The organism is Rhodococcus sp. LB1 (genome assembly GCF_001583455.1).
In the GTDB taxonomy this organism is placed as follows: domain Bacteria; phylum Actinomycetota; class Actinomycetes; order Mycobacteriales; family Mycobacteriaceae; genus Rhodococcus_F; species Rhodococcus_F opacus.
In genome coordinates this window covers 27,569-50,047 of the sequence record NZ_LTCZ01000413.1, presented here as the reverse complement: position 1 = coordinate 50,047, position 22,479 = coordinate 27,569, and the positions used below count along the sequence as shown (strand labels likewise).

General features: G+C 68.4%; 22 protein-coding genes. 12 read left to right on the top strand and 10 right to left on the bottom strand.

Annotated elements, in window-relative coordinates; genetic code table 11:
• Positions 1-18: 18 nt before the first annotated feature.
• The 6 genes from uraD to AZG88_RS41740 are packed head-to-tail and all read left to right on the top strand — an operon-like array spanning position 19 to position 6,664.
• Positions 19-531 (top strand): 2-oxo-4-hydroxy-4-carboxy-5-ureidoimidazoline decarboxylase, encoded by a 513-nt coding sequence (gene uraD / locus AZG88_RS41765; protein ID WP_005244844.1) that lies wholly within the window; start codon positions 19-21, stop codon positions 529-531.
• Positions 531-860, top strand: a complete 330-nt coding sequence (uraH, locus tag AZG88_RS41760; protein ID WP_005244845.1) for a hydroxyisourate hydrolase — start codon at positions 531-533, stop codon at positions 858-860. The genes uraD and uraH overlap by 1 nt, the downstream gene beginning before the upstream one ends.
• Positions 861-863: 3 nt before the next feature.
• Positions 864-1,775, top strand: a complete 912-nt coding sequence (gene pucL / locus AZG88_RS41755) for a factor-independent urate hydroxylase (protein WP_061701036.1) — start codon at positions 864-866, stop codon at positions 1,773-1,775.
• Complete coding sequence (locus AZG88_RS41750; protein WP_061701049.1) at positions 1,775-3,142, top strand: 8-oxoguanine deaminase; 1,368 nt, start codon at positions 1,775-1,777, stop codon at positions 3,140-3,142. The genes pucL and AZG88_RS41750 overlap by 1 nt, the downstream gene beginning before the upstream one ends.
• A 4-nt stretch (positions 3,143-3,146) precedes the next feature.
• A complete protein-coding gene (locus AZG88_RS41745; protein ID WP_005244848.1) occupies positions 3,147-3,956 on the top strand; it encodes an FAD binding domain-containing protein in 810 nt (269 codons plus the stop codon).
• Positions 3,953-6,664, top strand: a complete 2,712-nt coding sequence (locus AZG88_RS41740) for a molybdopterin-dependent oxidoreductase (RefSeq protein WP_061701035.1) — start codon at positions 3,953-3,955, stop codon at positions 6,662-6,664. The genes AZG88_RS41745 and AZG88_RS41740 overlap by 4 nt, the downstream gene beginning before the upstream one ends.
• A 32-nt stretch (positions 6,665-6,696) precedes the next feature.
• On the opposite strand, the gene AZG88_RS41735 is transcribed toward AZG88_RS41740, so the two are convergent.
• Together AZG88_RS41735 and AZG88_RS41730 are read right to left on the bottom strand one after the other, a co-directional pair.
• A complete protein-coding gene (locus AZG88_RS41735) occupies positions 6,697-7,161 on the bottom strand; it encodes an NUDIX domain-containing protein (protein WP_061701034.1) in 465 nt (154 codons plus the stop codon).
• 9 nt (positions 7,162-7,170) lie between these two features.
• Positions 7,171-8,475 carry an NAD(P)/FAD-dependent oxidoreductase gene (locus AZG88_RS41730; protein ID WP_005244851.1) on the bottom strand — a complete coding sequence of 435 codons (1,305 nt, stop codon included), beginning with the start codon at positions 8,473-8,475 and terminating at the stop codon, positions 7,171-7,173.
• A gap of 154 nt (positions 8,476-8,629) precedes the next feature.
• Here AZG88_RS41730 and AZG88_RS41725 point away from each other — a divergent pair, with 154 nt between their 5' ends.
• Positions 8,630-9,529, top strand: a complete 900-nt coding sequence (locus AZG88_RS41725; RefSeq protein ID WP_005244852.1) for a LysR family transcriptional regulator — start codon at positions 8,630-8,632, stop codon at positions 9,527-9,529.
• Here the strand turns inward: AZG88_RS41725 and AZG88_RS41720 are convergent.
• Positions 9,526-10,470, bottom strand: a complete 945-nt coding sequence (locus AZG88_RS41720; protein ID WP_025431769.1) for an alpha/beta fold hydrolase — start codon at positions 10,468-10,470, stop codon at positions 9,526-9,528. The genes AZG88_RS41725 and AZG88_RS41720 overlap by 4 nt on opposite strands.
• Before the next feature lie 244 nt (positions 10,471-10,714).
• On the opposite strand from AZG88_RS41720, the gene AZG88_RS41715 reads away from it, so the two are divergent.
• The 3 genes from AZG88_RS41715 to AZG88_RS41705 all read left to right on the top strand — a co-directional run bounded on the left by AZG88_RS41715 (position 10,715) and on the right by AZG88_RS41705 (position 12,857).
• Positions 10,715-11,707 carry an isopenicillin N synthase family dioxygenase gene (locus tag AZG88_RS41715; protein ID WP_005244854.1) on the top strand — a complete coding sequence of 331 codons (993 nt, stop codon included), beginning with the start codon at positions 10,715-10,717 and terminating at the stop codon, positions 11,705-11,707.
• A gap of 35 nt (positions 11,708-11,742) precedes the next feature.
• Positions 11,743-12,324, top strand: a complete 582-nt coding sequence (locus tag AZG88_RS41710) for a nucleotidyltransferase family protein (protein WP_005244855.1) — start codon at positions 11,743-11,745, stop codon at positions 12,322-12,324.
• Between the two features lie 104 nt (positions 12,325-12,428).
• A complete protein-coding gene (locus AZG88_RS41705) occupies positions 12,429-12,857 on the top strand; it encodes an ester cyclase (RefSeq protein ID WP_025431768.1) in 429 nt (142 codons plus the stop codon).
• Between the two features lie 9 nt (positions 12,858-12,866).
• Here the strand turns inward: AZG88_RS41705 and AZG88_RS41700 are convergent, their stop codons facing one another.
• Together AZG88_RS41700 and AZG88_RS41695 are read right to left on the bottom strand one after the other, a co-directional pair.
• Positions 12,867-13,685 (bottom strand): ABC transporter permease, encoded by an 819-nt coding sequence (locus AZG88_RS41700; RefSeq protein ID WP_005244857.1) that lies wholly within the window; start codon positions 13,683-13,685, stop codon positions 12,867-12,869.
• The gene (locus AZG88_RS41695) at positions 13,682-14,638 is read right to left on the bottom strand and encodes a daunorubicin resistance protein DrrA family ABC transporter ATP-binding protein (RefSeq protein ID WP_025431767.1); all 957 of its coding nucleotides are present in this window, start codon (positions 14,636-14,638) and stop codon (positions 13,682-13,684) included. Before AZG88_RS41695 ends, AZG88_RS41700 begins: the two co-directional genes overlap by 4 nt.
• Before the next feature lie 151 nt (positions 14,639-14,789).
• Here AZG88_RS41695 and AZG88_RS41690 point away from each other — a divergent pair, with 151 nt between their 5' ends.
• Both AZG88_RS41690 and AZG88_RS41685 read left to right on the top strand, forming a co-directional pair.
• Positions 14,790-16,430, top strand: coding sequence for a helix-turn-helix transcriptional regulator (locus AZG88_RS41690; protein ID WP_061701033.1), 1,641 nt, complete (start codon positions 14,790-14,792; stop codon positions 16,428-16,430).
• 110 nt (positions 16,431-16,540) lie between these two features.
• Entirely contained in the window at positions 16,541-17,650 is a 1,110-nt protein-coding gene (locus tag AZG88_RS41685; RefSeq protein ID WP_061701032.1) for a flavin-containing monooxygenase, read from the top strand.
• Here AZG88_RS41685 and AZG88_RS41680 read toward each other — a convergent pair.
• From AZG88_RS41680 to AZG88_RS41660, 5 genes are read right to left on the bottom strand one after another with little or no spacing between them, the layout of a single operon-like run.
• Positions 17,622-18,791, bottom strand: a complete 1,170-nt coding sequence (locus AZG88_RS41680; protein WP_061701031.1) for a lipid-transfer protein — start codon at positions 18,789-18,791, stop codon at positions 17,622-17,624. The genes AZG88_RS41685 and AZG88_RS41680 overlap by 29 nt on opposite strands.
• Complete coding sequence (locus AZG88_RS41675) at positions 18,788-19,210, bottom strand: MaoC family dehydratase (RefSeq protein ID WP_005265182.1); 423 nt, start codon at positions 19,208-19,210, stop codon at positions 18,788-18,790. Before AZG88_RS41675 ends, AZG88_RS41680 begins: the two co-directional genes overlap by 4 nt.
• Positions 19,207-20,217: a bifunctional MaoC family dehydratase N-terminal/OB-fold nucleic acid binding domain-containing protein gene (locus AZG88_RS41670; protein ID WP_061701030.1), complete on the bottom strand. Its 1,011-nt coding sequence runs from the start codon at positions 20,215-20,217 to the stop codon at positions 19,207-19,209. The genes AZG88_RS41675 and AZG88_RS41670 overlap by 4 nt, the downstream gene beginning before the upstream one ends.
• A gap of 14 nt (positions 20,218-20,231) precedes the next feature.
• Complete coding sequence (locus AZG88_RS41665) at positions 20,232-21,383, bottom strand: acyl-CoA dehydrogenase family protein (protein ID WP_061701029.1); 1,152 nt, start codon at positions 21,381-21,383, stop codon at positions 20,232-20,234.
• Positions 21,368-22,408 carry an acyl-CoA dehydrogenase family protein gene (locus AZG88_RS41660; protein WP_061701028.1) on the bottom strand — a complete coding sequence of 347 codons (1,041 nt, stop codon included), beginning with the start codon at positions 22,406-22,408 and terminating at the stop codon, positions 21,368-21,370. The genes AZG88_RS41665 and AZG88_RS41660 overlap by 16 nt, the downstream gene beginning before the upstream one ends.
• Positions 22,409-22,479: the final 71 nt, after the last annotated feature.

Genomic DNA, 22,479 nt, shown 5'->3' with positions numbered 1-22,479 from the left:
CACGAGCGAGGAGCCCTCATGACCGAACCGCCCGGCCTGATTTCGTTCAACGCACTGAGCGACGCACGGGCCGTCGATCTGCTCGTGCAGTGCTGCTCGTCGACGGTGTGGGCGCAGCGGATGGCCGCCGGCCGTCCGTTTCCGTCCGCCGACGCGCTGTACACCGCCGCCGAGAACGTGCTCGGCGACCTGACGGAGTCCGAGATCGACGCGGCCCTGGCCGGCCACCCGAGGATCGGCGACCGGGCGGACAACCCGTCGTCCGCTCGCGAACAGTCGGCGGTCGCCGCCGCCGACGACGACGTCCGCGCGCGCCTGCGGGCCGGTAACGAGGAGTACGAGCAGAAGTTCGGGCACGTCTACCTGGTGTGCGCGTCCGGTCGGTCGGCGCACGAACTGCTGGACGTGCTGCGCGACCGCCTCGGCAACGACGGCGCCACGGAGCGCAAGATCCTGCGAACCGAACTGGCCGCCATCAACCGGATACGCCTCGAACGCCTTCTCGGCGAGATCGGAGACACGGCACACTGATGTCCAAGATCCTCAGCACCCACGTGCTCGACGCCACCGACGGCACACCCGCGGCCGGGATGCACGTCCGCCTGCTGTCACCTGAAGGCGACGTCATCGCGAGCGCGGCGACGGATTCGGACGGCCGCATCGCCGAAATCGCGCCGGAGGGTCTCATCGCGGCCACCTATTCGCTGGCCTTCGACACCGGCGAGTACTTCGCCGCCCGCGGCCAGGAGACGTTCTACCCGGAGGTGTGCGTCACGTTCGTCCTCGACGACCCGCAGCGCGGTTACCACGTCCCGTTGCTGTTGTCCCCCTTCGCCTATTCCACCTACCGCGGGAGCTGAAGAATGACCGACCTCACCGGCGCCATCGTCCTGGGCGACAACCAGTACGGCAAAGCCGAGAACCGCATCGTGCGGATCTACCGCGACACCCCCCGGCACGAGATCCGGGACGTGAGCGTGTCGACCTGCCTGCGCGGCGATTTCTCGGCGGCGCATCTCGCCGGCGACCAGAGTTCGGTGCTGCCCACCGACACCCAGAAGCAGACGGCGTACTCCTACGCGAAGGAGAAGGGCCTCGACTCCATCGAGGAGTACGGGCTGACGCTGGCACGACATTTCGTGGACGACGTGGCCCCGGTCGAGGGCGCCCGCATCGAGATCGAGGAGTACGCCTGGCAGCGCGCGGTGGTCGACGGAGCGGAGCACGACCACACCTGGGTGCGCAAGGGTGAGGAGGTGCGCACCGCGGCGATCACCGTCGACGCCGACGGCACGTGGGTCGTCGGCGGGCTGAAGGATCTGGTGATCCTCAAGTCCACGGGCAGTGAGTTCTTCGGATTCCTGAAGGACGAGTACACGATCCTCGAGGAGACCCACGACCGGGTGATGGCGACTTCGCTTGTCGTGCAATGGCGGTTCGTCACCACCGACGTCGACTGGAACGGTGTCTACGTCGGCATCAAGGAGCAGATCGTCGCGACGTTCGCGACCGTCCACTCGCTCGCCCTGCAGCAGACGCTGTACGAGATCGGCAAGGCCATCCTCGAGCGTTACCCCGTGCTCGCGGAAGTGCGCCTGTCCGCGCCCAACAAGCACCACTTCGCCCACGACCTCGCCCGCTTCGGGGTAGCGAACGACAACGAGGTCTTCCACGCCGCCGACCGCCCGTACGGCCTGATCCAGGCGACGGTGCAGCGGTCCGACGCCCCGGACGCCGGACCCGCGTGGTCGGCGTACGCAGGCTGGCTCAGCTGATGTCCGCCGGCCCGGCCACCGTCGTCGTCTCCGGTGCGCACGTCGCCACCGTCGACACGGCCGGCACCGAGTATCCGGACGGTTACGTCGTCGTGCGGGGCAACCGCATCGTCGACGTCGGTGCCGGTCCCGCGCCGGTGATCGACGGCGCTCGGGTGGTCGACGGACGGGGTTGCCTGCTCACCCCCGGGCTGGTGAACACTCACCATCACCTGTACCAGTGGATCACCCGCGGGCTCGCCGCCGACGACACCCTGTTCGGCTGGCTGACCACCCTGTACCCGATCTGGGCGGGCATCGACGCCGACGCCGTCCGGACCGCGGCCACCGGCGGTCTCGCCTGGCTGGCGAAGCACGGATGCACGACCACGACGGACCACCACTACGTCGTGCCGCGCGACGGCGGCGACGTCTTCGGAGCCGAGGTCGAGGCCGCGCAGACCGTCGGGCTCCGGTTCCACCCCAGCCGAGGGTCGATGGACCTCGGCCACAGTCAGGGCGGACTGCCACCGGATTCGGTGGTGGAGCGTCTCGAGGACGTCCTGAAGGGCACCCAGGACGTCATCGACCGCTGGCACGACCCGGCTCCCGACTCGATGCTGAGGATCGCGGTGGCGCCCTGCTCCCCGTTCTCCGTCACCGGCGACCTCCTGACCGAGGCCGCGGCCCTCGCCCGTTCCGCTGGCGTGCGGCTTCACACCCATCTCGCGGAAACCCTTGACGAGCAGGACTTCTGCCACGAGCGGTTCGGCTGCACCCCGGTGCAGTACATGGAGCAACTCGGCTGGGTGGGCCCCGACGTCTGGTACGCGCATGCCGTCCACCTGGACGACGTCGCGATCGCCGCGATGGCAGGCACCGGCACCGGCGCAGCCCACTGCCCCACGTCCAATGCGCGCCTCGGCGCCGGGATCGCCCGCGCCAAGGACCTCCACGCGGCGGGGGTTCCGCTGGGGCTCGGCGTCGACGGCGCCGCCAGCAACGAGGCGTGCAACATGCTCGAGGAGGCCCGGCACGCCGTGCTGTTCGCGCGGGCCCGCGGCGGCCCGGGCGAGATGACGGTGCGCACCGCCCTCGAACTCGCCACGCGCGGCGGGGCCCGGGTCCTGGGCAGGGAGGACGAACTGGGCTCCCTCGAGCCCGGCAAACTGGCCGACCTCGCACTGTGGCGGGTCGACACCCTCGCACATTCCGGCATCACCGATCCGGTGGCCGCGCTGGTGCTCGGAGTCACACCGCCGCTGGAGTTACTTCTGGTGAACGGGCGAGCGGTTGTCGAGCGTGGGAGAGTGATCACCGTGAACGAGGAGAACGTCGCCGCGGAGGTCGAGCAGGCCCACCGGGCCCTGGTGCGCAAGGCGGGGTGAGTCGATGGATCTGTCGTTCGTGACGGAACTCTCGGCCCCACGCAGCCGTGACGACCTGCCCGCCCCGGAACCCGGAGCGGCGTTCCTGGCGGGCGGCACCTGGCTGTACTCGGAACCGCAGCCGACGGTCACCCGGCTGGTGGACCTGACCACCCTCGACTGGCCTGCGATCACCGTCCACGACGACGGACTCGAGCTCGCCGCGACGTGCACCATCGAGAATCTCTGCAACGCACCGCTTCCCGCCGAGTGGACGGCGACGAGCCTGTTCCGGCCGTGCGCCGAGTCCCTCGTCGCGTCGTGGAAGATCTGGCACACCGCGACCGTCGGCGGCAACCTCGCGCTGGCGCTCCCGGCCGGGGCCATGATCACGCTGTGCTGCGCCCTCGACGCCGAACTCCTGGTCTGGACCGCCGACGGGGGTGAACGCCGAGTCCCGGTCGACCGATTCGTCACCGATGCCGGTCGCACGGTGCTCGGAACCGGTGACCTGATCCGCAGCATCCACCTTCCCGCCACCGCATTGCGGGGCCGCACGTCGCTGCGCAAGATCGCGTACTCGCCGCTCGGACGGTCCGGCGCCCTGCTGGCCGGGCGTGCCGACGCGGACGGTTTCGCGCTGACCGTCACCGCGTCGACCGTCCGCCCGTTCGTCCTCCGCTTCCCCGCCGTTCCCGGCCCCGACGTGTTGAGCGGGTCTCTGTCGGAACGGATCTCCCCCGACGACTACCTGACCGACGCGCACGGCGCCGCGGACTGGCGTCGGCACGTCACGGGAGTCCTCGCCGAGGAGATCAGGAGGGAGCTGGAATGAAATTGACGGTCGACGGGCAGTCGGTGGATGCCGACCCACGACCCGGTCAGTGCCTGCGCACCTTCCTGCGGGAGCAGCAGCGGTTCGCGGTCAAGAAGGGTTGCGACGCCGGCGATTGCGGCGCCTGTTCCGTGCTGCTCGACGGCGCTCCGGTGCACTCGTGTGTGGTGCCGGCGCATCGCGCCGAGAACCGTGAGGTGACCACCGCGGCCGGGCTCGGCAGTCCCGATCGACTCCACCCCGTGCAGCAGCAGTTCGTCGATGCGGCCGGCTTCCAGTGCGGGTTCTGCACACCCGGAATTGTCGTGACCGCGTCCGCGCTCGACTCCGGTCAACGCGCCGACCTCCCGCGCTCACTGAAGGGGAATCTGTGCCGCTGCACCGGCTATCGCGCCATTCGCGACGCCGTCGGTGCCGTGTGCACCACCGAATCGGACAGTGCCGGTGAGTCGTTCGGCCGCTCCATTCGCGCGCCTGCCGCCACCCGGGTGGTGTGCGGCGCCGAACCCTACACCCTCGACCTGGCCGTCGAGGGCCTGACGCACATCCAGATCCTCGGCAGCCCGCACGCGCACGCCCGCATCACCCGACTCGGCACGTCCGCCGCGGAGAGGCTGCCCGGCGTCCACGCGGTGCTCACCCACCGCGACAGTCCCGACGTCGCCTTCTCCACGGCCCGCCACGAGTTCCGCACCGACGACCCCGACGACACCTACGTGTTCGACACGATCCTCCGGTTCCGGGGGCAGCGCGTCGCGGCCGTCGTCGCGGATTCCGTCGACATCGCCCGGCGCGCAGTGGAACTGATCGACGTGGAATACGAAGTGCTGGAACCGGTCTTCGATCCCGACCTGGCACGCCGCCCCGGTGCCCCCCTGCTGCACGGTGACAAGGGCGCCGATTCCCGGATCGCGGACCCGTCCCGGAACCTGGTGGCCGAGGTCCACGGCGAAGTCGGCGACCTCGCGGGCGGACTCGCGGCGGCGCGGGACACGGGTGCCGTCGTGGAGGGCACGTGGCAGACGCAACGCGTGCAGCACGCGCATCTCGAAACCCACTCGGCCGTCGGCTGGCTCGACTCCGACGGGCGGCTCACCCTCCGCAGCAGCACCCAGGTGCCCTTCCTCGTCCGCGACGAACTCGCCCACCTGTTCTCGCTGGACCGCTCGCAGGTCCGGGTGTTCACCGCCCGCGTCGGTGGCGGATTCGGTGCGAAGCAGGAGATGCTGGTCGAGGACCTCGTCGCCCTCGCGGTTCTGCGCACCGGCAGACCGGTGCAGTACGAGTTCACCCGCTCCGACCAGTTCACGATCGCCCCGTGCCGGCATCCCATGCGGGTCGCGGTGAAGGTCGGCGCCGACGGCGACGGAAAGCTGACCGCGCTCGCCGTCGACGTGCTCTCGGACGCCGGCGCCTACGGCAACCACTCGGTCGGCGTGATGTTCCACGGCTGCAGCGAATCCGTTGCGCTGTACCGGTCGCCGAACAAGCGGGTGGACGCACAGGCCGTCTACACCAACAACCTGCCGTCCGGAGCGTTCCGCGGCTACGGGCTCGGCCAGATCATCTTCGCGGTGGAATCCGCGCTCGATCAGCTGGCGACGCAGCTGTCCATCGATCCGTTCGAACTGCGCCGCCGCAACGTGGTCGTCCCAGGCGACGACTTCGTCGACTTCGAGGTGGAGCACGGCGACCTCACGTACGGCAGCTACGGACTCGACCAGTGCCTCGACCTTGCGGAGGCCGCACTGCGCCGCGGCAACGACGTGCGCCCGCCGGACGGCCCGCAGTGGCGGGTCGGTGAGGGCATGGCGGCGTCCATGATCGCGACCATCCCGCCGCGGGGGCACTTCGCGGACGTGTCCTGCACCCTCGTCGAGGGCGGCCGGTACGAACTTCGGGTGGGTACCGCGGAGTTCGGCAACGGCACCACCACCGTGCACGCCCAGCTCGCCGCGTCCGCGCTGGGCACCACCGCCGACCGGATCACCGTGCTGCAATCCGACACCGACGTCGCCGGGCACGACACCGGCGCGTTCGGTTCGGCAGGCACTGTGGTCGCGGGGAAGGCGGTGCACTTTGCGGGAACCCGATTGCGGGAGCAGCTGTTCGAGGTGGCCCGCCGCGTCGCGGGTGCCGCCGAGGACGCACACTGCGCGCTGACACCCGACGCGGTCGAGGTCGCCGGGCGGGTCGTCGAACTCGACAAGCTGGTGCCCGAGGGACCGATCCGCGCCGAGGGCAGGCACGACGGCACCCCCCGCTCGGTGGTGTTCAACGTGCACGCGTTCCGGGTGGCGGTCGACACCGTCACCGGGGAGGTCCGGATCCTGCAGTCCATCCAGGCGGCGGATGCCGGCACGGTCCTCAACCCGCAGCAGTGCCGCGGGCAGGTCGAGGGCGGTGTCGCGCAGGCGATCGGCAGCGCGCTGTACGAGGAGATCCTGCTCGACGGCGCCGGGACAGTGCTCAACCCGCAGCTCCGGAATTACCACATCCCGCAGCTCGTGGACGTGCCGGACACCGAGGTCTATTTCGCGGACACCTACGACGAGCTGGGCCCGCACGGCGCCAAGTCGATGAGCGAGTCCCCATACAACCCGGTCGCCCCCGCCCTGGCCAACGCGATCGCGGACGCCACCGGCGCCCGGCTTCGTCGTATCCCGATGACCCCCGCCGCCGTCTGGCGTGCGCTCCCGCGCCCGTGAGTACTTATTAACCGCGGGACGTTAATAAGTACTCACGGGCGCCGAAGGCGCAAGGCTCTAATGATCGGACGCTGCCCCTTGACCAGCTTCGTCTCGGCGACGCTCGCCGAGAACCAGCGGGCGTCGTCGACCTCGGGGAACTGCTGAAACTTCCCCGACCGCGGCGGCCACTCCAGCTCGAACGTGTTGCTCTCGACGAACGTGACATCCTCGCTCACCTCCGCCGCGTAGACGGTGATCAGCTTGCGTGAGGGCTGCCGGAATTCGCCGAGTAACTCGTACTCGACGGCCGGCGGCGGCGCGCCGATCTCTTCCTCGAACTCGCGCAGTGCGGCCGCGTAGGGATCCTCGCCCTCGGCGTATTCTCCCTTGGGGATCGACCACGCGGCCTCGTCCTTGCGCGCCCAGAACGGGCCGCCCATGTGCACGAGCCACAACTGCAGCACTCCCGCATCGTCGGTGCGATACAGGAGTACTCCAGCGCTGGTGACGGTCATCGACCGATGTCAGGCCGCGGCACCCTCTCGCTGCTCGGTCAGTTCGGCGGGTTCGATCTCCTGGGCGTAGTGGAAGTGCGGGCGGCGGTGTCCGAGGAACGAACCGCACCACGACATCACCGCGACGTACCGGTTGCGGAATCCGACCAGGTAGACGAGGTGCACGGCGAGCCACAGGAACCAGGCGAGTACACCGGTCAGCTCGACCTTGCCGACGCGGGTGATCGCACGGAACCGGTTGATGATCGCCATGCTGCCCTTGTCGCGGTACGTGAACGGCGTTCCGAGGGCGCGTTTCCCGGTGATGATGGCCGCGACGTGCCGTCCACCCTGCATCGCGAACGGCGACTGGGCGGGCAGGTTGTTCAGCGACGCCATGTCGCCGATCGCGAAGACGTCGTCGTAGCGGCCCACCGTGAGGTCCTCGTCGACCAGCAGGCGCCCGCCCCGGCCGGTCTCACAGCCGGTCCGGTCCGCCAGCACGGCGGCGAAGTCGTTGGCCTGGATGCCGGCCGACCAGATGATCGTGTCCGCCGTGAGGCGCTTCTCGAAACCGGTGCTCGGCGACGACAGCGTGGCACCGTGTTCGTCGATGTCGGTGACCATCGTGCCGAGCACCACCTCGACACCCGCCTTCTCCAGCGAGTCCTGCGTGTACTTGCTGAGCTTGCCGCCGAAGACCGGCAGCGTCTCGTTCGCACCCTCGACGAGGGTGACGGTGACGTCTTCGGACGTGATGTCGCGGAGCGACTTCTCGAAGTAGCGGCCCGCCAGTTCCTTGATCTGACCTGCCAGTTCGACACCGGTCGGACCGGCACCGATCACGATGAAGTGCAGCAGGTCGCGGCGACGCTCCGGGTCGGAGGTGGTGTGCGCCTCCTCGAAGCAGCGGACGATCTGGCGGCGCAGCCGGTCGGCGTCGGCGACGGTCTTGAGCGCGTACGTGACCTCGGCGAACTCGTCGTGGCCGAAGTAGGCCTGCCGGGCGCCCGTCGCGGCGATCAGGCTGTCGTAACCGATCGTGTGGCTCACCCCGCCGGCCTCGTAGACGACCTGCTTCTTGTCCGGGTCGACGTCGACGACGCGGCCGAGCCGGACGTCACCGCTGGGGTATTTGGCGAGGATCGCGCGGATGGACGGGGCGATCTCGCCGGGCGAGATGACACCGGTGGCGACCTGGTACAGAAGGGGCTGGAACAGATGCTCGGTGGTCTCGGAAATCAGCACGAACGGCGTGCCAGCCTTGCCGAGCTTCTTCGCCGCCGCGAGGGCGCCGAATCCCGATCCCACGATGACGACCTGTGTGCGATCCACCGAAAACCTCCTACTGCTTCTGGCGTCTACTTAGCGCCGCGTATGAGCTCCACATTAGGGATCGACCATTGTTAATCGCCAGTAAGCTGGGGAAATCGAAATTGTGTTATCTCGATTGCTCATAAGTCTTCACGGAAGGACGTAACCTCAGGTCATGGAGTTCCGACAGCTTCGCTACTTCCTCGCGGTCGGCGAGGAGGGCAGTTTCTCGCGCGCGGCGCAACGCTGCTTCATCTCCCAGTCGGCGATCAGCCACCAGATCGCGAAGCTCGAACACGAGTTGGGCACCACCCTCCTGGAGCGGTCGACGCGCGCCACGCGGCTGACCGCGGCAGGCGAACGGCTGATGCCCATCGCAGCCGAGATGATGGGCCTCGAGGCCCGCGCGCTGTCGGTGGGACTCGATCCCCGCAACCGGCTCCGCATCAGCGCGAGCATGAGCTTCGCAACCCAGAGCCTCGAGGCGATATCCACTGTCCGCGAAGACTTCCCGCAGCTCGACATCGAATTCGTCATCAAGGACTTCACCGACCGGATGACCGCGGTCGCGTCGGGGGACGCCGATCTCGCGCTCATTCGCGGCGGCGTCGACCGGCCCGGGCTCGAAACGGTGGAATTCGGGCTCGAGGACCTGGTGATCGTGACGTCGAGCAAACACCCACTGGCGGGGGTCTCGACCGTCGACCTGAGCGAACTGGCGCCGTACCCCCTGCTGCTCCCGCCACGCAGCAGTCAGATCCTGATCCACACCGTCGTCGAGGACGCGTTCCGGCAGGTCGGTCAGCGGGTCATGCTCGGACCGTCGATCCCCAGCGACCACACGGCCACCCTCGACGTCCTCACGACCCCGCGGTCGTGGACGGTGCTGTATGCCGACACGGCCGACGCGACTCCCCGCCGAGGGCTGAGCTTCCTGCGCGAGGCGCACGACCGGCTGCGCATCCCGGTGTGCGGGGTCGTCCGGAGCGGAACGGCGACGAGACCCGAACTCACCCACCTGTTCCGCGCGCTGGCGCAGTCGATCGCCGGGTCCGGCGGGTCGGCCGAAGCCTAGGCGTCGATCAGTCCGTGCCGGTCGACCCACGTGTGCACGTGGTCGAGCATCGTGTCGGGAACCTCGAGCTGCGGGGTGTGCCCCACGTTCGCGAGAATCACGCTGTCCCACCGCGGGTTTGCCGTCGCCACCTTGCGGGCCGCCGCGACCGGAACCAGTCGGTCGCGGTCGCCGTGAAGCAGGAGAACGGGTTGTGCGATCGACCGCATGGTGTCGAGGTATCGGCGCGGTCGAGCCAGGACCCGCATCAGCGACCGGCTGGCCTGAAGGAACGCAGCATCCTCGGACGGCAGCCCGCGCCGGTATCCCGTGAGAGCCGCTGCGGCGTCGAGGGAATCTTCCGACGCCCGGCTCGGCTCGGCGAAGCACAGGTCGATCATCCGCTCGACCAACTGCCGGTCCGTCAACTTCCTGCTCGAGTACTGCAGGAACCGCTCCCCCACGAACGGCGTGAAGTACATCGCGAACTGCGCGGCGATCCGGGGGTCCGGGATCCGTTGCGCGACAGGGAGTGCGGGGTCGACGAGAACCAGCGCCGAAACCGTCTCGGGGTGCGCCGCCGCCTCGAACAGCGAGATCATGCCGCCCATCGAGTTGCCCATCAGGATCACGGGACCGCCGACGACGTCACGGAGGAAGCGATGCAGCACCTCGGCGTTGGCGCCGACCCCCGTCCGGCGATGCCCGGACGGACTGAGCCCGAATCCGGGGAGATCCACGGTGAGCACCCGGGTGCGCTCCGCGAGGACCGGTGCGATCCGGACCCAGTTGAGATGCGAGCCGCCGAGGCCGTGAACCATGACCACCGGAAGGGATCCGGTGTCGGCACCGTATTCGACCCAGTGGACGGGACCGTCGATGTCGACGACGCTGCCGGAGCCGCCCCACTGCTGCGCGAACTCCTGCCGGGCAGGTTCGCCGACTCTGTTCGGATCCACCATGTGTCCGTCCGTTCCGACTGTTGGCGTATCGAGGCCACCGGCCAGTCTACGGTGCACGCCCCGGCGGGGACGTGAAGTATCGATTGCATGTAATTGCTTCCGAACTGTCCCGCCCGTCGACTCTACTTGTGTGCCGCTCATGCATTTAACGCGCACGTCACATCGAAGTCGTCACTCGTCACGTTTACGAGCAATAGTGGGTCAAACACGGAAGATTGCATGTAATCGAGGATGGAGAGACACGATGACCGGCAGCCACGCGCTGAACGAACTCGCCAAGGAATCCCGCATGGGTGGGCTCGGGACGGAGACTACCGATCGCGAGATCCGCCGAATCGACCTCTCGGACTTCGATGCTCGACGCTCCGACATCACCGAACAGCTGTGGAACGCGGCGGTCGACGTCGGCTTCTTCCAGGTCTACAACCACGGCATCGACCTCGCCGACGTGCGCAGGGCGTTCGCGATGTCCGAGCAGTTCTTCGCCCTCGATTCGGCCGTGAAGGCGCAGTACCCGCTGAAGAAGGGCTTCAACTCCGGGTGGGAGAGCAAAACCCAGGTGCGCCCGTCCATCGGCGTCCCGGACGAGAAGGAGTCGTACCAGATCACCCGGCCGCACATGGGCGACCTGTGGCCCACCGAGGAGGAGCTGGCCGGTTTCCGCGACACGATGCTCGGATTCGAGGCGCAGTGCTGGGACGTGGCGATGCGACTGCTGTCGTGCTTTGCCGACAAGCTCGGGTTCGAGCGCGGCTTCTTCGCCGAGGCCCACGACCCGTCGGTGGACAGCTACCAGAGCACCCTGCGGATGCTGCACTACTTCGCCATCCCGGAGCACCTTCGGAGCGACCTCGGCCTGTGGCGCGCCGGCGCCCACACCGACTTCGACTGCCTCACCCTCCTGTTCCAGCAAGAAGGCCAGGGCGGTCTGCAGGTGCTGCCGGGCAAGGAGATGGACAGCCAGGAGTGGACGCCCATCGAGCCGTCCGGGGACGCGATCACCTGCAACATCGGCGACATGCTGATGCGGTGGAGCGACGACCGGTTGCCGTCCAACTTCCACCGCGTCAAGAATCCCGGACCGGACGGCGACCACGGCGCCCGCTACAGCCTCGCGTTCTTCGCCCAGGCCAACCGCGACGTCGTCATCTCCGGACCGGCGGGCAAGTACCCCGACATCACCGCCGAGGACTACCTCTACCAGCGTGTCAACGCGAACTTCGCCAGGGAAAAGTAAGTTGAACGCATGCTGCGCAGACCGGTGAGACCACGATGACGATCGGGGGCGTGCTGCTCGCCGCCGGGGCCGGTTCGCGCATGGGCATGCCCAAGGCACTCGTCGTCGGCGCGGACGGAGAACCGTGGCTCGCGCGCGGCGTGCGAGTGCTGTCGGACGCCGGATGCGCGCCCACCGTCGTGGTGCTCGGGGCCCGCGCAGACGAAGCCGAGGACCTACTGCCGGGCGGCGTCCCCGTCACCGTCGGGATCGCGGAGGACTGGCAGTCGGGGCTGTCGGCCTCCCTGCGCCGGGGGCTGGAGGTCGCGGCGACGTTCGACGACGTCGATGCCGTCGTCATCACCCTCGTCGATCTCCCCGACCTCGGTGTCGACGCCGTCCGTCGGGTGGCGTCGGCGCCGCCCGGCGACGCCCGCTCGGCGCTCCGTCAGGCCCACTATTCCGGACGCCCGGGCCACCCCGTGCTGATCGGCCGCGCCCACTGGCTTCCGCTGCGGCGCAGTCTCACCGGAGACTCCGGCGCACGGAAATATCTCGGGACACACGGCGCCGAGGCCGTCGACTGCTCCGACCTGGGGTCGGGCCGCGACGTCGATTCGCCGCGCGAACTCCGCTAACCCCTTGGACGAACGGAACGCTCGTTCGATCTGACGCAACGGGCGTCCCGTTGGTCCGGCCGGCAAGGGTGTACGCCGCGCCGCGACCGGCAGACAATGGAGTCATGTCACTGGAAACGAACAAGGAATTGATCCGGCGTTTCTACACCGAGATCGACGCAGGCAACATCGACGCACTGGATGAACTCGTCGACGAGAACTACCTCGACCATTCACCGGCGCCGTTTCCCGGTCTCGACGCACCAGGGCGTGAGGGACTGAAGCAGGAGTTCCGGTTGTTCTGGGATGCCACACCGGGGACACACCGGATCGACGATCAGGTGGCCGAGGGCGACAAGGTGGTCACCCGGCTGCTGTGCACCGGAACGCAGACGGGTGATCTTCCCGGAATTCCCGCGACGGGGAACCACATGGAGATGACCGCCACCGTCATCCACCGCATCGAGAACGGGCGGATCGCGGAGAAGTGGTCGGACAAGGACGTCCTCGCCATGCTCCAGCAGTTGGGGGTGATCCCCGCCGCGGCGAATTGACGCCAACCTTCAGCGGCTGACCGCCTTCTTGTACCGCCGGATCGCGAACGGCACGAAGATCACCAGCAGCACCGCCGACCATGCCAGGGAGGCGATGATCGGGTGCTGCAACGGCCACGCGTCGGGAACGGTCATGGCCGGGTTGGTGTTTCCGAACAGTTCCCGCACGGCCTGCGTCACCGCGGACACCGGATTCCATTCCGCGATCACCTTCAGCGGACCGGGCAGGTTGGTGGTCTCGACGAACGTGTTCGCGATGAACGAGAGCGGGAAGATGACGATGAAGCTGGCGTTGTTGAACACTTCCGGTGTTCGGATCCACAAACCGACCACCGCCATCACCCACGACAGCGCGTAGGCGAAGAGCAGCAGGAGCAGGTAGCCGAGCAGCGCTTCGCCGAGGCTCGAGTGGATGCGCCACCCGATGATCAGGCCGGTCAGCGACATCACGACGAGGCTGACGATGTTGATCAGGACGTCGGTGGAGGTGCGGCCGAGGAGCACGGCGGAGGGGGCCATCGGCAGCGACCGGAATCGGTCGATGATCCCCTTCTGCAGGTCCTCGACCATCCCGAGACCCGTCCACGTGGCCCCGAAGATGACTGTCTGCGTGAAGATCCCGGCGATCAGGAACTCCCGGTAGGACATCCCGGGAACCTGGATGGCACTACCGAACACGTACGCGAACAGCAGCACGAACATGATCGGCGACAACGTGGTGAACACGATGAGGTCGGGGACGCGCTTGATCTTGATCATGTTGCGCTTGGCGATCGTGAGCCCGTCCGCGAGTGCGGTGTGCACGGACGCCGTCTGTGGGGCGCTCATGAGACGTGCTCCTCTTCGGCTTCGTGTCCGGTCAGGGTGAGGAAGACGTCGTCCAGGGTCGGTCTGCGCAGGCCGACGTCGAACACCTTCACTCCTCTGTTGGAGAGGCGGCCCAGCGCCTCGACGAGGGCGTCCGCACCGCCGGTCACCGGCACCGTCACCCGGCGGACGTTTTCTTCCACCAGAATGTCGCCTGCGGCGAGTGGGGCCAGTTCGTCGCGCACGACGGAGAGTTCGATGCCCTCCCGGACGCTCAGCTCGATGCGCTCACCGCCCACGCGGTCCTTCAATTCGTCGGCGGTTCCGCGGGCGATGACCGAACCGTGGTCGATCACCGCGATCTGGTCGGCGAGGCGCTCGGCCTCTTCCATGTACTGGGTGGTCAGGAGAAGCGTGGTGCCCCTGGCGACGAGATTGTCGATGACGTCCCACAGAGCCAGCCGGGCGCGGGGGTCGAGCCCGGTGGTCGGTTCGTCCAGGAACAACACTTCCGGCTCGGCCACGAGCGCTCCCGCGAGGTCGAGACGCCGGCGCATGCCACCCGAGTAGCCCTTGACGGGACGATCTCCCGCCTCGACCAGGTCGAACTGTTCGAGCAGTTCACGGGCGCGTGCCTTACTGCGTTTGCCCCCGAGGTGGTAGAGCCGCCCGACCATCTCGAGGTTCTCGAAACCGGTGAGGTACTCGTCGACCGCCGCATACTGCCCCGACGCGCCGATCCGGGATCGGAGCACCCGCGCATCGTGGACGACGTCGAGACCGGCCACCTCCGCCCGGCCTGCGTCCGGGACGAGAAGCGTGGTGAAGACCCGCACCGCCGTCGTCTTGCCGGCGCCGTTCGGGCCGAGCAGCGCCATCACCGTTCCCGACGGGACCGCGAGGTCGACCCCGTCCAGCGCTGTGACCTTGCCGTACTTCTTGACCAGACCCTCTGCTGTTATCGCATCGACCATCAGAAGTTCCCATCCGTTGGCGTGTGGCCCCCAGTGTGACTCGAGGCACCGACAGGTTGCGAGGAATATTCGACGTTCCCGGCAGGCCCGGTGCGGCGGTAGTCTGAAAATCCGAGCAGGTCAGCGCGCAGATCTTCGGCAGGAGACAGTGATGTCCGACGCGACGTCGGAACTCCGGACGGGCCGTGCGGCCTTCGAACGACGAGACTGGCGCGACACCTACGCACGACTGTCGGGCGCCGACCGGCAGACCCCGCTGTCCGGTGACGACCTCGAACTGGTCGCCACTGCCGCCTACCTGCTCGGTGAGGACGACGCCAGCACCGAATGGTGGGAACGGGCGGTGCACGAGTGGGCCCGCGTGGGTCGACCGGTGCGCTCCGCGCGGTCCGCGTTCTGGCTCTCGTTCGTCCTGATCATGCGGGGCGAGCAGGCGCGCGGCGGCGGCTGGCTGGGCAAGGCGCAGCGACTGCTGGACACCGCGGGCGTCGATTGCGCCGAGCGCGGCTACCTGCTGGTGCCGCAGGGACTGCAACGGATCGACGCCGGTGACGGCAAGGCCGCATACGACATCTTCCGTGCGATCACGGAGGCGGGCACCCGGTTCGCCGACCCGGATCTGACGACGCTCGGGGTGCTGGGCACCGGCCATTCGCTCGTCCTGCTGGGGGACGTTGCCGACGCGGTGTCCGCGTTCGACGAGGCGATGGTCGGGGTGACGTCCGACGAGGTGTCCCCGGTGGTGGCGGGGATCGTGTACTGCGCCGTGATCGAGCAGTGCCAGAACATGTGCGATCTCCGCCGGTCCAGGGAATGGACTGTGGCGCTGGAGGAGTGGTGCTCTTCGCAACCCGACCTCGTCCCCTACCGCGGTCAGTGTCTCGTCCACCGCGCCGAGATCCTGCAACTGCAGGGCGAGTGGCCCACGGCGATGGACTCGGCGCGGCGGGCACACGAGCGGCTCGCCTCGCACGCCGCCGCCGGGTCCGCCGCCTACGTGATGGCCGACCTCCACCGCCTGCGCGGCGAGGTCGCCCAGGCCGAGAAGTTGTTCCTGGAGGCGAACCGTTGGGGCAGGCGACCGCAACCGGGACTCGCGCTGCTGCGGATGGCGCAGGGGCGGGTCGGCAGCGCGGTCGCCTCGATCCGCTGTGCGGTGGACGAGTCCACCGGCGCCGTGGAACGCGCACGGCTGCTGCCCGCCTGCGTGGACATCCAGCTCGCCGCCGGCGACGTCTCGGCGGCTCGCACCGCCACCGACGAACTCGACTCGATCGCAACACGGTTCGCGATCCCCTACCTGTGCGCACTGTCCGCTCAGGCGTCGGGATCGGTGCTGCACGCCGAGGGACGGGGCAGCGACGCACTGACCGTTCTGCGCGACGCGTGGCGGCGCTGGCAGGACATCGGCGCGCCCTACGAGTGCGCGCGGGTCCGGGAGTCGGTCGCGCTGGTGTGCCGCGACCTGGGTGACGACGACACCGCGCAGATGGAGCACGACCTCGCGTCCGCCACCTACCGGCAACTGGGCGCGGTCCCGGATCTCGAGCGACTGCGGGCAGAGTTCCGCCCCGACCCGGCGGTCAGCACTCCCCTGACCCCGCGTGAAGTGTGTGTGCTCCGCCTCGTGGCGGCGGGCAAGAGCAACCGGGCGGTGGCGACGGAACTGTTCCTCAGCGAGAAGACGGTTGCGCGGCACCTGAGCAACATCTTCGTCAAGCTGGGGATCTCGTCTCGGTCCGCGGCCACGGCCTATGCCTACGAGCATCGCCTCGTCGGGCCGTCTGCATGAAAGTACCCATACGGTCGTACGTATCTGCGCCATTCTCCCGACGCGCCGAGATCGGCCCCGGTCATAGCGTTGAGCATGACCACCGATCACCCGAGGGAAGAAGACAGACGATGTCCACAGAACGCTTCGACACGATCGTGATCGGCGCCGGACAGGCCGGCCTCGCCACCGGATACCACCTCACAAGATGCGGGCAGCGATTCGTGATCCTCGACGCTCACGACCGCGTCGGAGACGTGTGGCGGGAACGGTTCGACTCGCTCCGGCTCTACAGTCCCGCCCGATACGACGGTCTGCCCGGCTGGGGAATTCCCGCCCGGGGTTGGTCCTGGCCCGGGAAGGACGAGGTCGCGAACTACTTCGAGGCCTACGCGGAGCGATTCGCGTTACCGATCCGGACCGGCACCACCGTCGACGGCCTGTCCCGTGTCGGCGACCGATACGTCGTCACGGCCGGGACGGACCGATTCGAGGCAGACAACGTCGTCGTCGCCTCCGGAACGTGGCAGTCCCCGGTCCTCCCGGATCTCGCCGAGCGTCTCGACCCCCGGATCCGGCAACTGCATTCGAGCGACTACCGCAATCCGTCCCAACTGCAGGACGGGCCGGTGCTGGTGGTCGGGTGCAGCCACTCCGGCGCGGACATCGCGCTGGAAGTCTCCCATTCGCATCGCACCACGATCTCCGGACCGGTCCGCGGTGAGGTGCCGTTCGACCTCGAGGGGCGTGCCGCCCACGTCGCGATCCCCATCATGTGGTTCATGGCCAATCACGTTCTGACGGAACGCACACCCATCGGCCGGAAGATGCGCGTCCACGTCCGTTCGGGTGGCGGACCGCTGCTGCGGGTCAAACGGGCCGACCTCGCCGCCGCCGGTGTGGAGCACTTCCCCGCGAAGGTCACCGGCGTCCACGACGGCAGACCGGTCCTCGACGACGGCACCGCACTCGACGTCCGCAACGTCATCTGGTGCACCGGGTTCCGCAAGGACACGTCGTGGATCCAGATCCCCGTCACCGGATCGGACGGGTGGCCCGAGCAGTCCCGCGGAGTCTCGCCGGACCATCCGGGACTGTATTTCGTGGGGCTGCCGTTCCTGCAGGCGTTCGCCTCGATGCTCACCGGCGGGGTGGGCAGGGATGCCGGGTATGTCGCGAAACACATTGCGCGACGACAGACTCGGGCCGGACTCAGGCCGTCAGCACCAACCCTGACGTAGGCACACCGGTCCCGGCGGTGACGAGGACGTTCTGCACGCCGGAGACCTGGTTCACGGACGTGCCGCGGATCTGACGCACACCCTCGGCGATGCCGTTCATCCCGTGGATGTAGGCCTCGCCGAGCTGGCCTCCGTGGGTGTTGAGCGGCAGACTGCCGTCGAGGTCGATGGCACCGTCGGCGATGAAGTCCTTGGCCTCGCCGCGGCCGCAGAAGCCGAGTTCTTCGAGCTGCATCAATACGTATGGTGTGAAGTGGTCGTAGAGGACGGCCAGATCCATGTCCTGCGGTCCGAGCCCGGCCTGATCCCACAGCTGCCTGCCGACCAGCTCCATCTCGGGCAGTCCCGCGAGCTCCGGACGGTAGTAGCTGGTCATGATGTACTGGTCGCTGCCGCTCCCCTGAGCCGCCGCGGCGATCACGGCCGGTTTCTGCTTCAGATCCTTCGCCCGCTCCGGTGACGTGACCACGATCGCGATGCCGCCGTCGGACTCCTGGCAGCAGTCGAGCAGGTGCAGGGGCTCGGCGATGAATCGGGAGTTCTGGTGGTCCTCGAGGGTGATCGGCTTGCCGTAGAAGAAGGCGTTCGGATTGGTGGCGGCGTGCTTGCGGTCGGTGACCGCGACCCGTCCGAAATCCTCGCTCGTAGCGCCGTATTCGTGCATGTAGCGCTGGGCGACCATCGCGACGAACGCCGCCGGCGTCGACAGGCCGTGCGGGTAGGAGAACGCGTTGTCGGTACCCGACGAGTTCACCTGCTGCACCAGACCGGAGTTCACCTGCCCGAACCGCATTCCCGACCGCTCGTTGAACGCCCGGTACGCCACCACCACGTCGGCCACACCGGTGGCCACGGCCATCGCCGCCTGCTGCACGGTCGCGCACGCCGCGCCCCCGCCGTAGTGGATGCGGCTGAAGAACTTCAGGTCCGGAATGCCGACCGAACGGGCCACGGCCGCTTCGGTGTTGGTGTCCATCGTGAAGGACGTCAGGCCGCCGACGTCCGCGGGGGTCAGCCCGGCGTCGTCGAGCGCCGCAGTGACCGCCTCTGCCGCCAGCCGCAATTCGCTCCGGCCCGAGTTCTTCGAGAAGTCGGTGGCGCCGATCCCGGCGATGACAGCCTTGCCCGACAACCCGCTCATGCACCCGCTCCGTTCGTGCGTCCGTCCAGGACGAGGGTCACCTTCGACGTGATGTGGTCGCCGAGACCGTTCTTCCCGACGACGTCCAGAGTGACGACGCCGTCGTCCACCGACGCCACCGTGCCGCTCAGCGTGAGGGTGTCGTAGGCGTACCACGGAACCCCGAGGCGCAACGCGATCGACTTGATCACCGCGTTCGGTCCCGCCCAGTCGGTGACGAACCGCTGCACCAGTCCCGTGTCGGTGAGGATGTTGACGAAGATGTCCTTCGACCCGCGTTGCTGCGCCAGGTCGCGGTCGTGGTGGACGTCCTGGAAGTCGCGCGTCGCGAGCGCGGCCGAGACGACGAACGTCGGGTCGCCGGTCACGGTCAATTCCGGAAGCGTCGTTCCCACCGCGACATCGAGTGTGGACGTCATGACTGCTCCTTCGCTCCGCGCTGCCACGCGTACAGGGTCCACGGCGTGCCGCCCGTCTCTTGGTCACCCGGGAAGTCGAGGTAGATCGCCTCCACCGGCATCCCGACCCTCACCTCGGCAGGGTCGACACCGCGCAGCTCACCGAGCATCCGGACGCCTTCCTCCAGTTCGACCAGCGCCACCACGAACGGCAGCGAGCGTCCCGGGACCTTCGGCGCGTGGTGGACCACGTAGCTGAACACCGTGCCGCGACCCGACGCGACGACGTAGTCCGTCGTCTCCGCCTTGTCCTTCCACAGCGCGGGCACCGGCGGGTGCTGCAGCGATCCGTCCTCCCGCTGCTGGATCCGCAACTCGTGCGCGGCAACCCCGTCCCAGAAGAACTGGGTGTCCTGCGAGGCGCTGGGCCGCATCAACTTGGCGGGGTCGAGGTCGTCTAAGGACGCGCCCTGACCGTTCGCCGAAGGCGCCACCGGTTCAGCGGGTTTCGGGGCGAACTTCAGGATGCGGAACAGCATCTCGGCCACGACCTCGCCGGTGCCGTCGCCGTTCGCGACCCGCCACAGGCTGCGGGTGGTGAAGAACCACCCCTCACCGAGGCCCGTCTTCTTCGGACCCACGAGGTCCTCGAGGGTCGTGGTGATGGTGACCTCCTCGCCGACCTTCAGGTAGCGGTGGTAGATCTGATCGCAGTTGGTGGCGACGACGGACGTGAACCCGGCCTCGTCGAGGATCGTCGTCATCCGCCCGAGCGGGTCGTCGGGTTGCCGAACCGCGTTCAGTCCCTGCATCGTCCACACCTGCGCCATCGCGGGCGGGGCCACGATGGCGTCGTGTCCCGCTGCCCGCGCCGCCGCCTCGTCGACGTAGATCGGATTCCGGTCGCCGATCGCCTCCACCCAGTTGCGGATCATCGGCAGGTTGATCGGGTCCCGCCCGGGGCGGGGAACGCTCGGGCCCGCCGACCGGACCTCTTCCGCGGCAGCGAGAATCTGTTCGGAACTCATTTCGCGCGGCGCTCCTATCGCGGGACTCGGGGAAGTTTCAGACCGGCTGTCGCGATCAGCTCGCGCATCACCTCGTTGACACCGCCACCGAACGTGATGACGAGGTTGCGCTTCACCTGCATGTCGAGCCACTTCATGAGGTCGGCGGTTTCCGGCTCGGACGGATCGCCGTAGCGTCCGACGATCTCCTCGACGAGCCGGCCGATGCGCTGAATACGTTCGGTGGCGAACACTTTCGTCGCGGACGCGTCGGCGATGTCGACGGCGTCCGCCTCACTCGACGCCACCTGCCAGTTGAGTAGTTCGTTGAGGCGGAACGTCGCGTGGATCTCGCCGAGCGCGCGCCGCACGTCCGGCTCGTCGAGCAGTTCGTGCGCGACGGCCCAGTTGCGGATGCGGTCGTAGAGACCTCCCACCCGGCCTGCCGGTCCGAGCATGACGCGTTCGTGGTTGAGCTGGGTGGTGATCAGTCGCCAGCCCTGATTCTCTTCACCGACCAGCATGTCCGCGGGAACCCGGACGTCGGAGTAGTAGGTGGCGTTGACGTGATGCGCACCGTCGCACGTGATGATCGGCGTCCAGCTGTAGCCAGGGTCCTTGGTGTCCATGATGAGGATGGAGATGCCGCGGTGACGCGAATCCGCCGAGCCCGTGCGGACGGCGAGCCACAGGTAGTCGGCGTCGTGACCGCCGGTGGTGAAGATCTTCTGCCCGTTGACGACGTACTCGTCACCCACGCGCACGGCCGTGGTCCGCAGCGCCGCGAGGTCGGTGCCCGCTTCCGGTTCGGTGTAGCCGATCGCGAAGTGCACCTCGCCGGCCAGGATCGCGGGAAGGAATTTGCGCTTCTGCTCCTCGGTCCCGTACTTCTGCAGCGTCGGACCCACCGTCTGCAACGTGACCGCGGGCAGCGGCACATCGGCGCGGGTCGCCTCGTTGACGAAGATCTGCTGCTCGATCTCGCCGAAACCGCGGCCTCCGAACTCCACCGGCCAGCCCACCCCGAGCCAGCCGTCCTTGCCCATCCGGCGGATGACCTCGCGGTAGGTGCTGCCATGGCGCTCCGTGCGCATCACCTCGGCCTCGGCCGGCGAGATCAGCCCGGAGAAGTAGCGCCTCAGTTCCGCTTGCAGCTCACGCTGCTCGTCGGTCAGATCGATGAACACCGGGCCCCCACGAGGTCGAGTCGGTACGAGGCGCCGCCCACGAGGCGGGCCAGGTCTTTGGCGGTCGAGTAGTAGCGGTGCAGCGGGTAGGTGACGTCGACGCCGATCCCGCCGTGGAGGTGGTGCAGAACCTGCATGGCGGCAGGCACTTCGGCGGCGATCCAGTACGCCATCACGTCCAGATCGTCCTGGGCGTCCAGGCCTTCGGACACCCGCCACGACGCCGCGAGCGCCGACACGTGGAGGGTGCGGGACGTGACGTAGACGTCGGCGATCTGCTGCGACACGGCCTGGAACGTGGCGAGCGGCTTGCCGAACTGGTGGCGGGTCGCGAGGTGCTCTCCTGCCAGAACCGTTGCGCCCGAAAGCAGTCCGTCCGCGACCGCCCCGATCGACGCCAGGGCGATGCGGTACAGCGTCTGCACCGCGTCGTCGCCGGCCGCGAGCAGTTCGCCCCGCGCGCCGTCGAACGTGATCGCGAATTCGGGGCTCCCCGACGCCGAGGGTGTCGGCGTGAGCGTGACGCCGTCCGCGCCCGGGTCCACCAGCACCACCCCGGTGTCCGTGGGCACGAGGATCCGGTGCGCCCGCTCGGCGAACGGGACCGCGAGCACGCGCCCGGTCACGGAGTAGCCGTCCCCGTCCGCGACCGCGGTCACCGAGGGCCGTGCCGGGAACTGCGCCCCGGGTTCGGCGAGCGCCGCGGTGAACGTGCGGCCGTCGGCGAGACCGGTGAGCAGTGCGTCCTGTTGTGCGTCGTCGCCCAGTGCGACGATGGGCAGCACACCGAATCCGAGCGTTGCGAGGGCCGGGACCTGCGCCGCCTTCCGCCCGACCTCGGTGAGCAGCGCACCGACGTCGGTGACCGAGAGCCCTTCACCGCCGAGACGCTCCGGCAGTGCGAGGGTCAGCAGGTCGGCGTCGGCGAACGCGGCCCAGAGGGCGTCGCCGTCGAGGTCGCGGGCCAGCAGTCCGGCCGCGACCTGAGCCACGGCCTCCTGGGTTTCGTCTCGAGTGAAGTCCACGCTGACAATCCCACTTTCAATTTAGAACGTGTTCTAGTTGTATCACCATCCCGGACCCCGCGAAAGACCAT

Bases quoted from the DNA above. Each gene is read 5' to 3' on its own strand.
- AZG88_RS41750 (WP_061701049.1), top strand. From the start codon at position 1,775: ATGTCCGCCGGCCCGGCCACCGTCGTCGTCTCCGGTGCGCACGTCGCC.
- AZG88_RS41740 (WP_061701035.1), top strand. From the start codon at position 3,953: ATGAAATTGACGGTCGACGGGCAGTCGGTGGATGCCGACCCACGACCC.
- AZG88_RS41675 (WP_005265182.1), bottom strand. From the start codon at position 19,210: ATGACGTCCACACTCGATGTCGCGGTGGGAACGACGCTTCCGGAATTG.
- AZG88_RS41670 (WP_061701030.1), bottom strand. From the start codon at position 20,217: ATGAGTTCCGAACAGATTCTCGCTGCCGCGGAAGAGGTCCGGTCGGCG.
- AZG88_RS41720 (WP_025431769.1), bottom strand. From the start codon at position 10,470: ATGGTGGATCCGAACAGAGTCGGCGAACCTGCCCGGCAGGAGTTCGCG.
- AZG88_RS41715 (WP_005244854.1), top strand. From the start codon at position 10,715: ATGACCGGCAGCCACGCGCTGAACGAACTCGCCAAGGAATCCCGCATG.
- AZG88_RS41690 (WP_061701033.1), top strand. From the start codon at position 14,790: ATGTCCGACGCGACGTCGGAACTCCGGACGGGCCGTGCGGCCTTCGAA.
- AZG88_RS41710 (WP_005244855.1), top strand. From the start codon at position 11,743: ATGACGATCGGGGGCGTGCTGCTCGCCGCCGGGGCCGGTTCGCGCATG.
- AZG88_RS41700 (WP_005244857.1), bottom strand. From the start codon at position 13,685: ATGAGCGCCCCACAGACGGCGTCCGTGCACACCGCACTCGCGGACGGG.
- AZG88_RS41705 (WP_025431768.1), top strand. From the start codon at position 12,429: ATGTCACTGGAAACGAACAAGGAATTGATCCGGCGTTTCTACACCGAG.
- uraH (WP_005244845.1), top strand. From the start codon at position 531: ATGTCCAAGATCCTCAGCACCCACGTGCTCGACGCCACCGACGGCACA.
- AZG88_RS41685 (WP_061701032.1), top strand. From the start codon at position 16,541: ATGTCCACAGAACGCTTCGACACGATCGTGATCGGCGCCGGACAGGCC.
- uraD (WP_005244844.1), top strand. From the start codon at position 19: ATGACCGAACCGCCCGGCCTGATTTCGTTCAACGCACTGAGCGACGCA.
- AZG88_RS41695 (WP_025431767.1), bottom strand. From the start codon at position 14,638: ATGGTCGATGCGATAACAGCAGAGGGTCTGGTCAAGAAGTACGGCAAG.
- AZG88_RS41680 (WP_061701031.1), bottom strand. From the start codon at position 18,791: ATGAGCGGGTTGTCGGGCAAGGCTGTCATCGCCGGGATCGGCGCCACC.
- AZG88_RS41735 (WP_061701034.1), bottom strand. From the start codon at position 7,161: ATGACCGTCACCAGCGCTGGAGTACTCCTGTATCGCACCGACGATGCG.
- AZG88_RS41725 (WP_005244852.1), top strand. From the start codon at position 8,630: ATGGAGTTCCGACAGCTTCGCTACTTCCTCGCGGTCGGCGAGGAGGGC.
- pucL (WP_061701036.1), top strand. From the start codon at position 864: ATGACCGACCTCACCGGCGCCATCGTCCTGGGCGACAACCAGTACGGC.
- AZG88_RS41745 (WP_005244848.1), top strand. From the start codon at position 3,147: ATGGATCTGTCGTTCGTGACGGAACTCTCGGCCCCACGCAGCCGTGAC.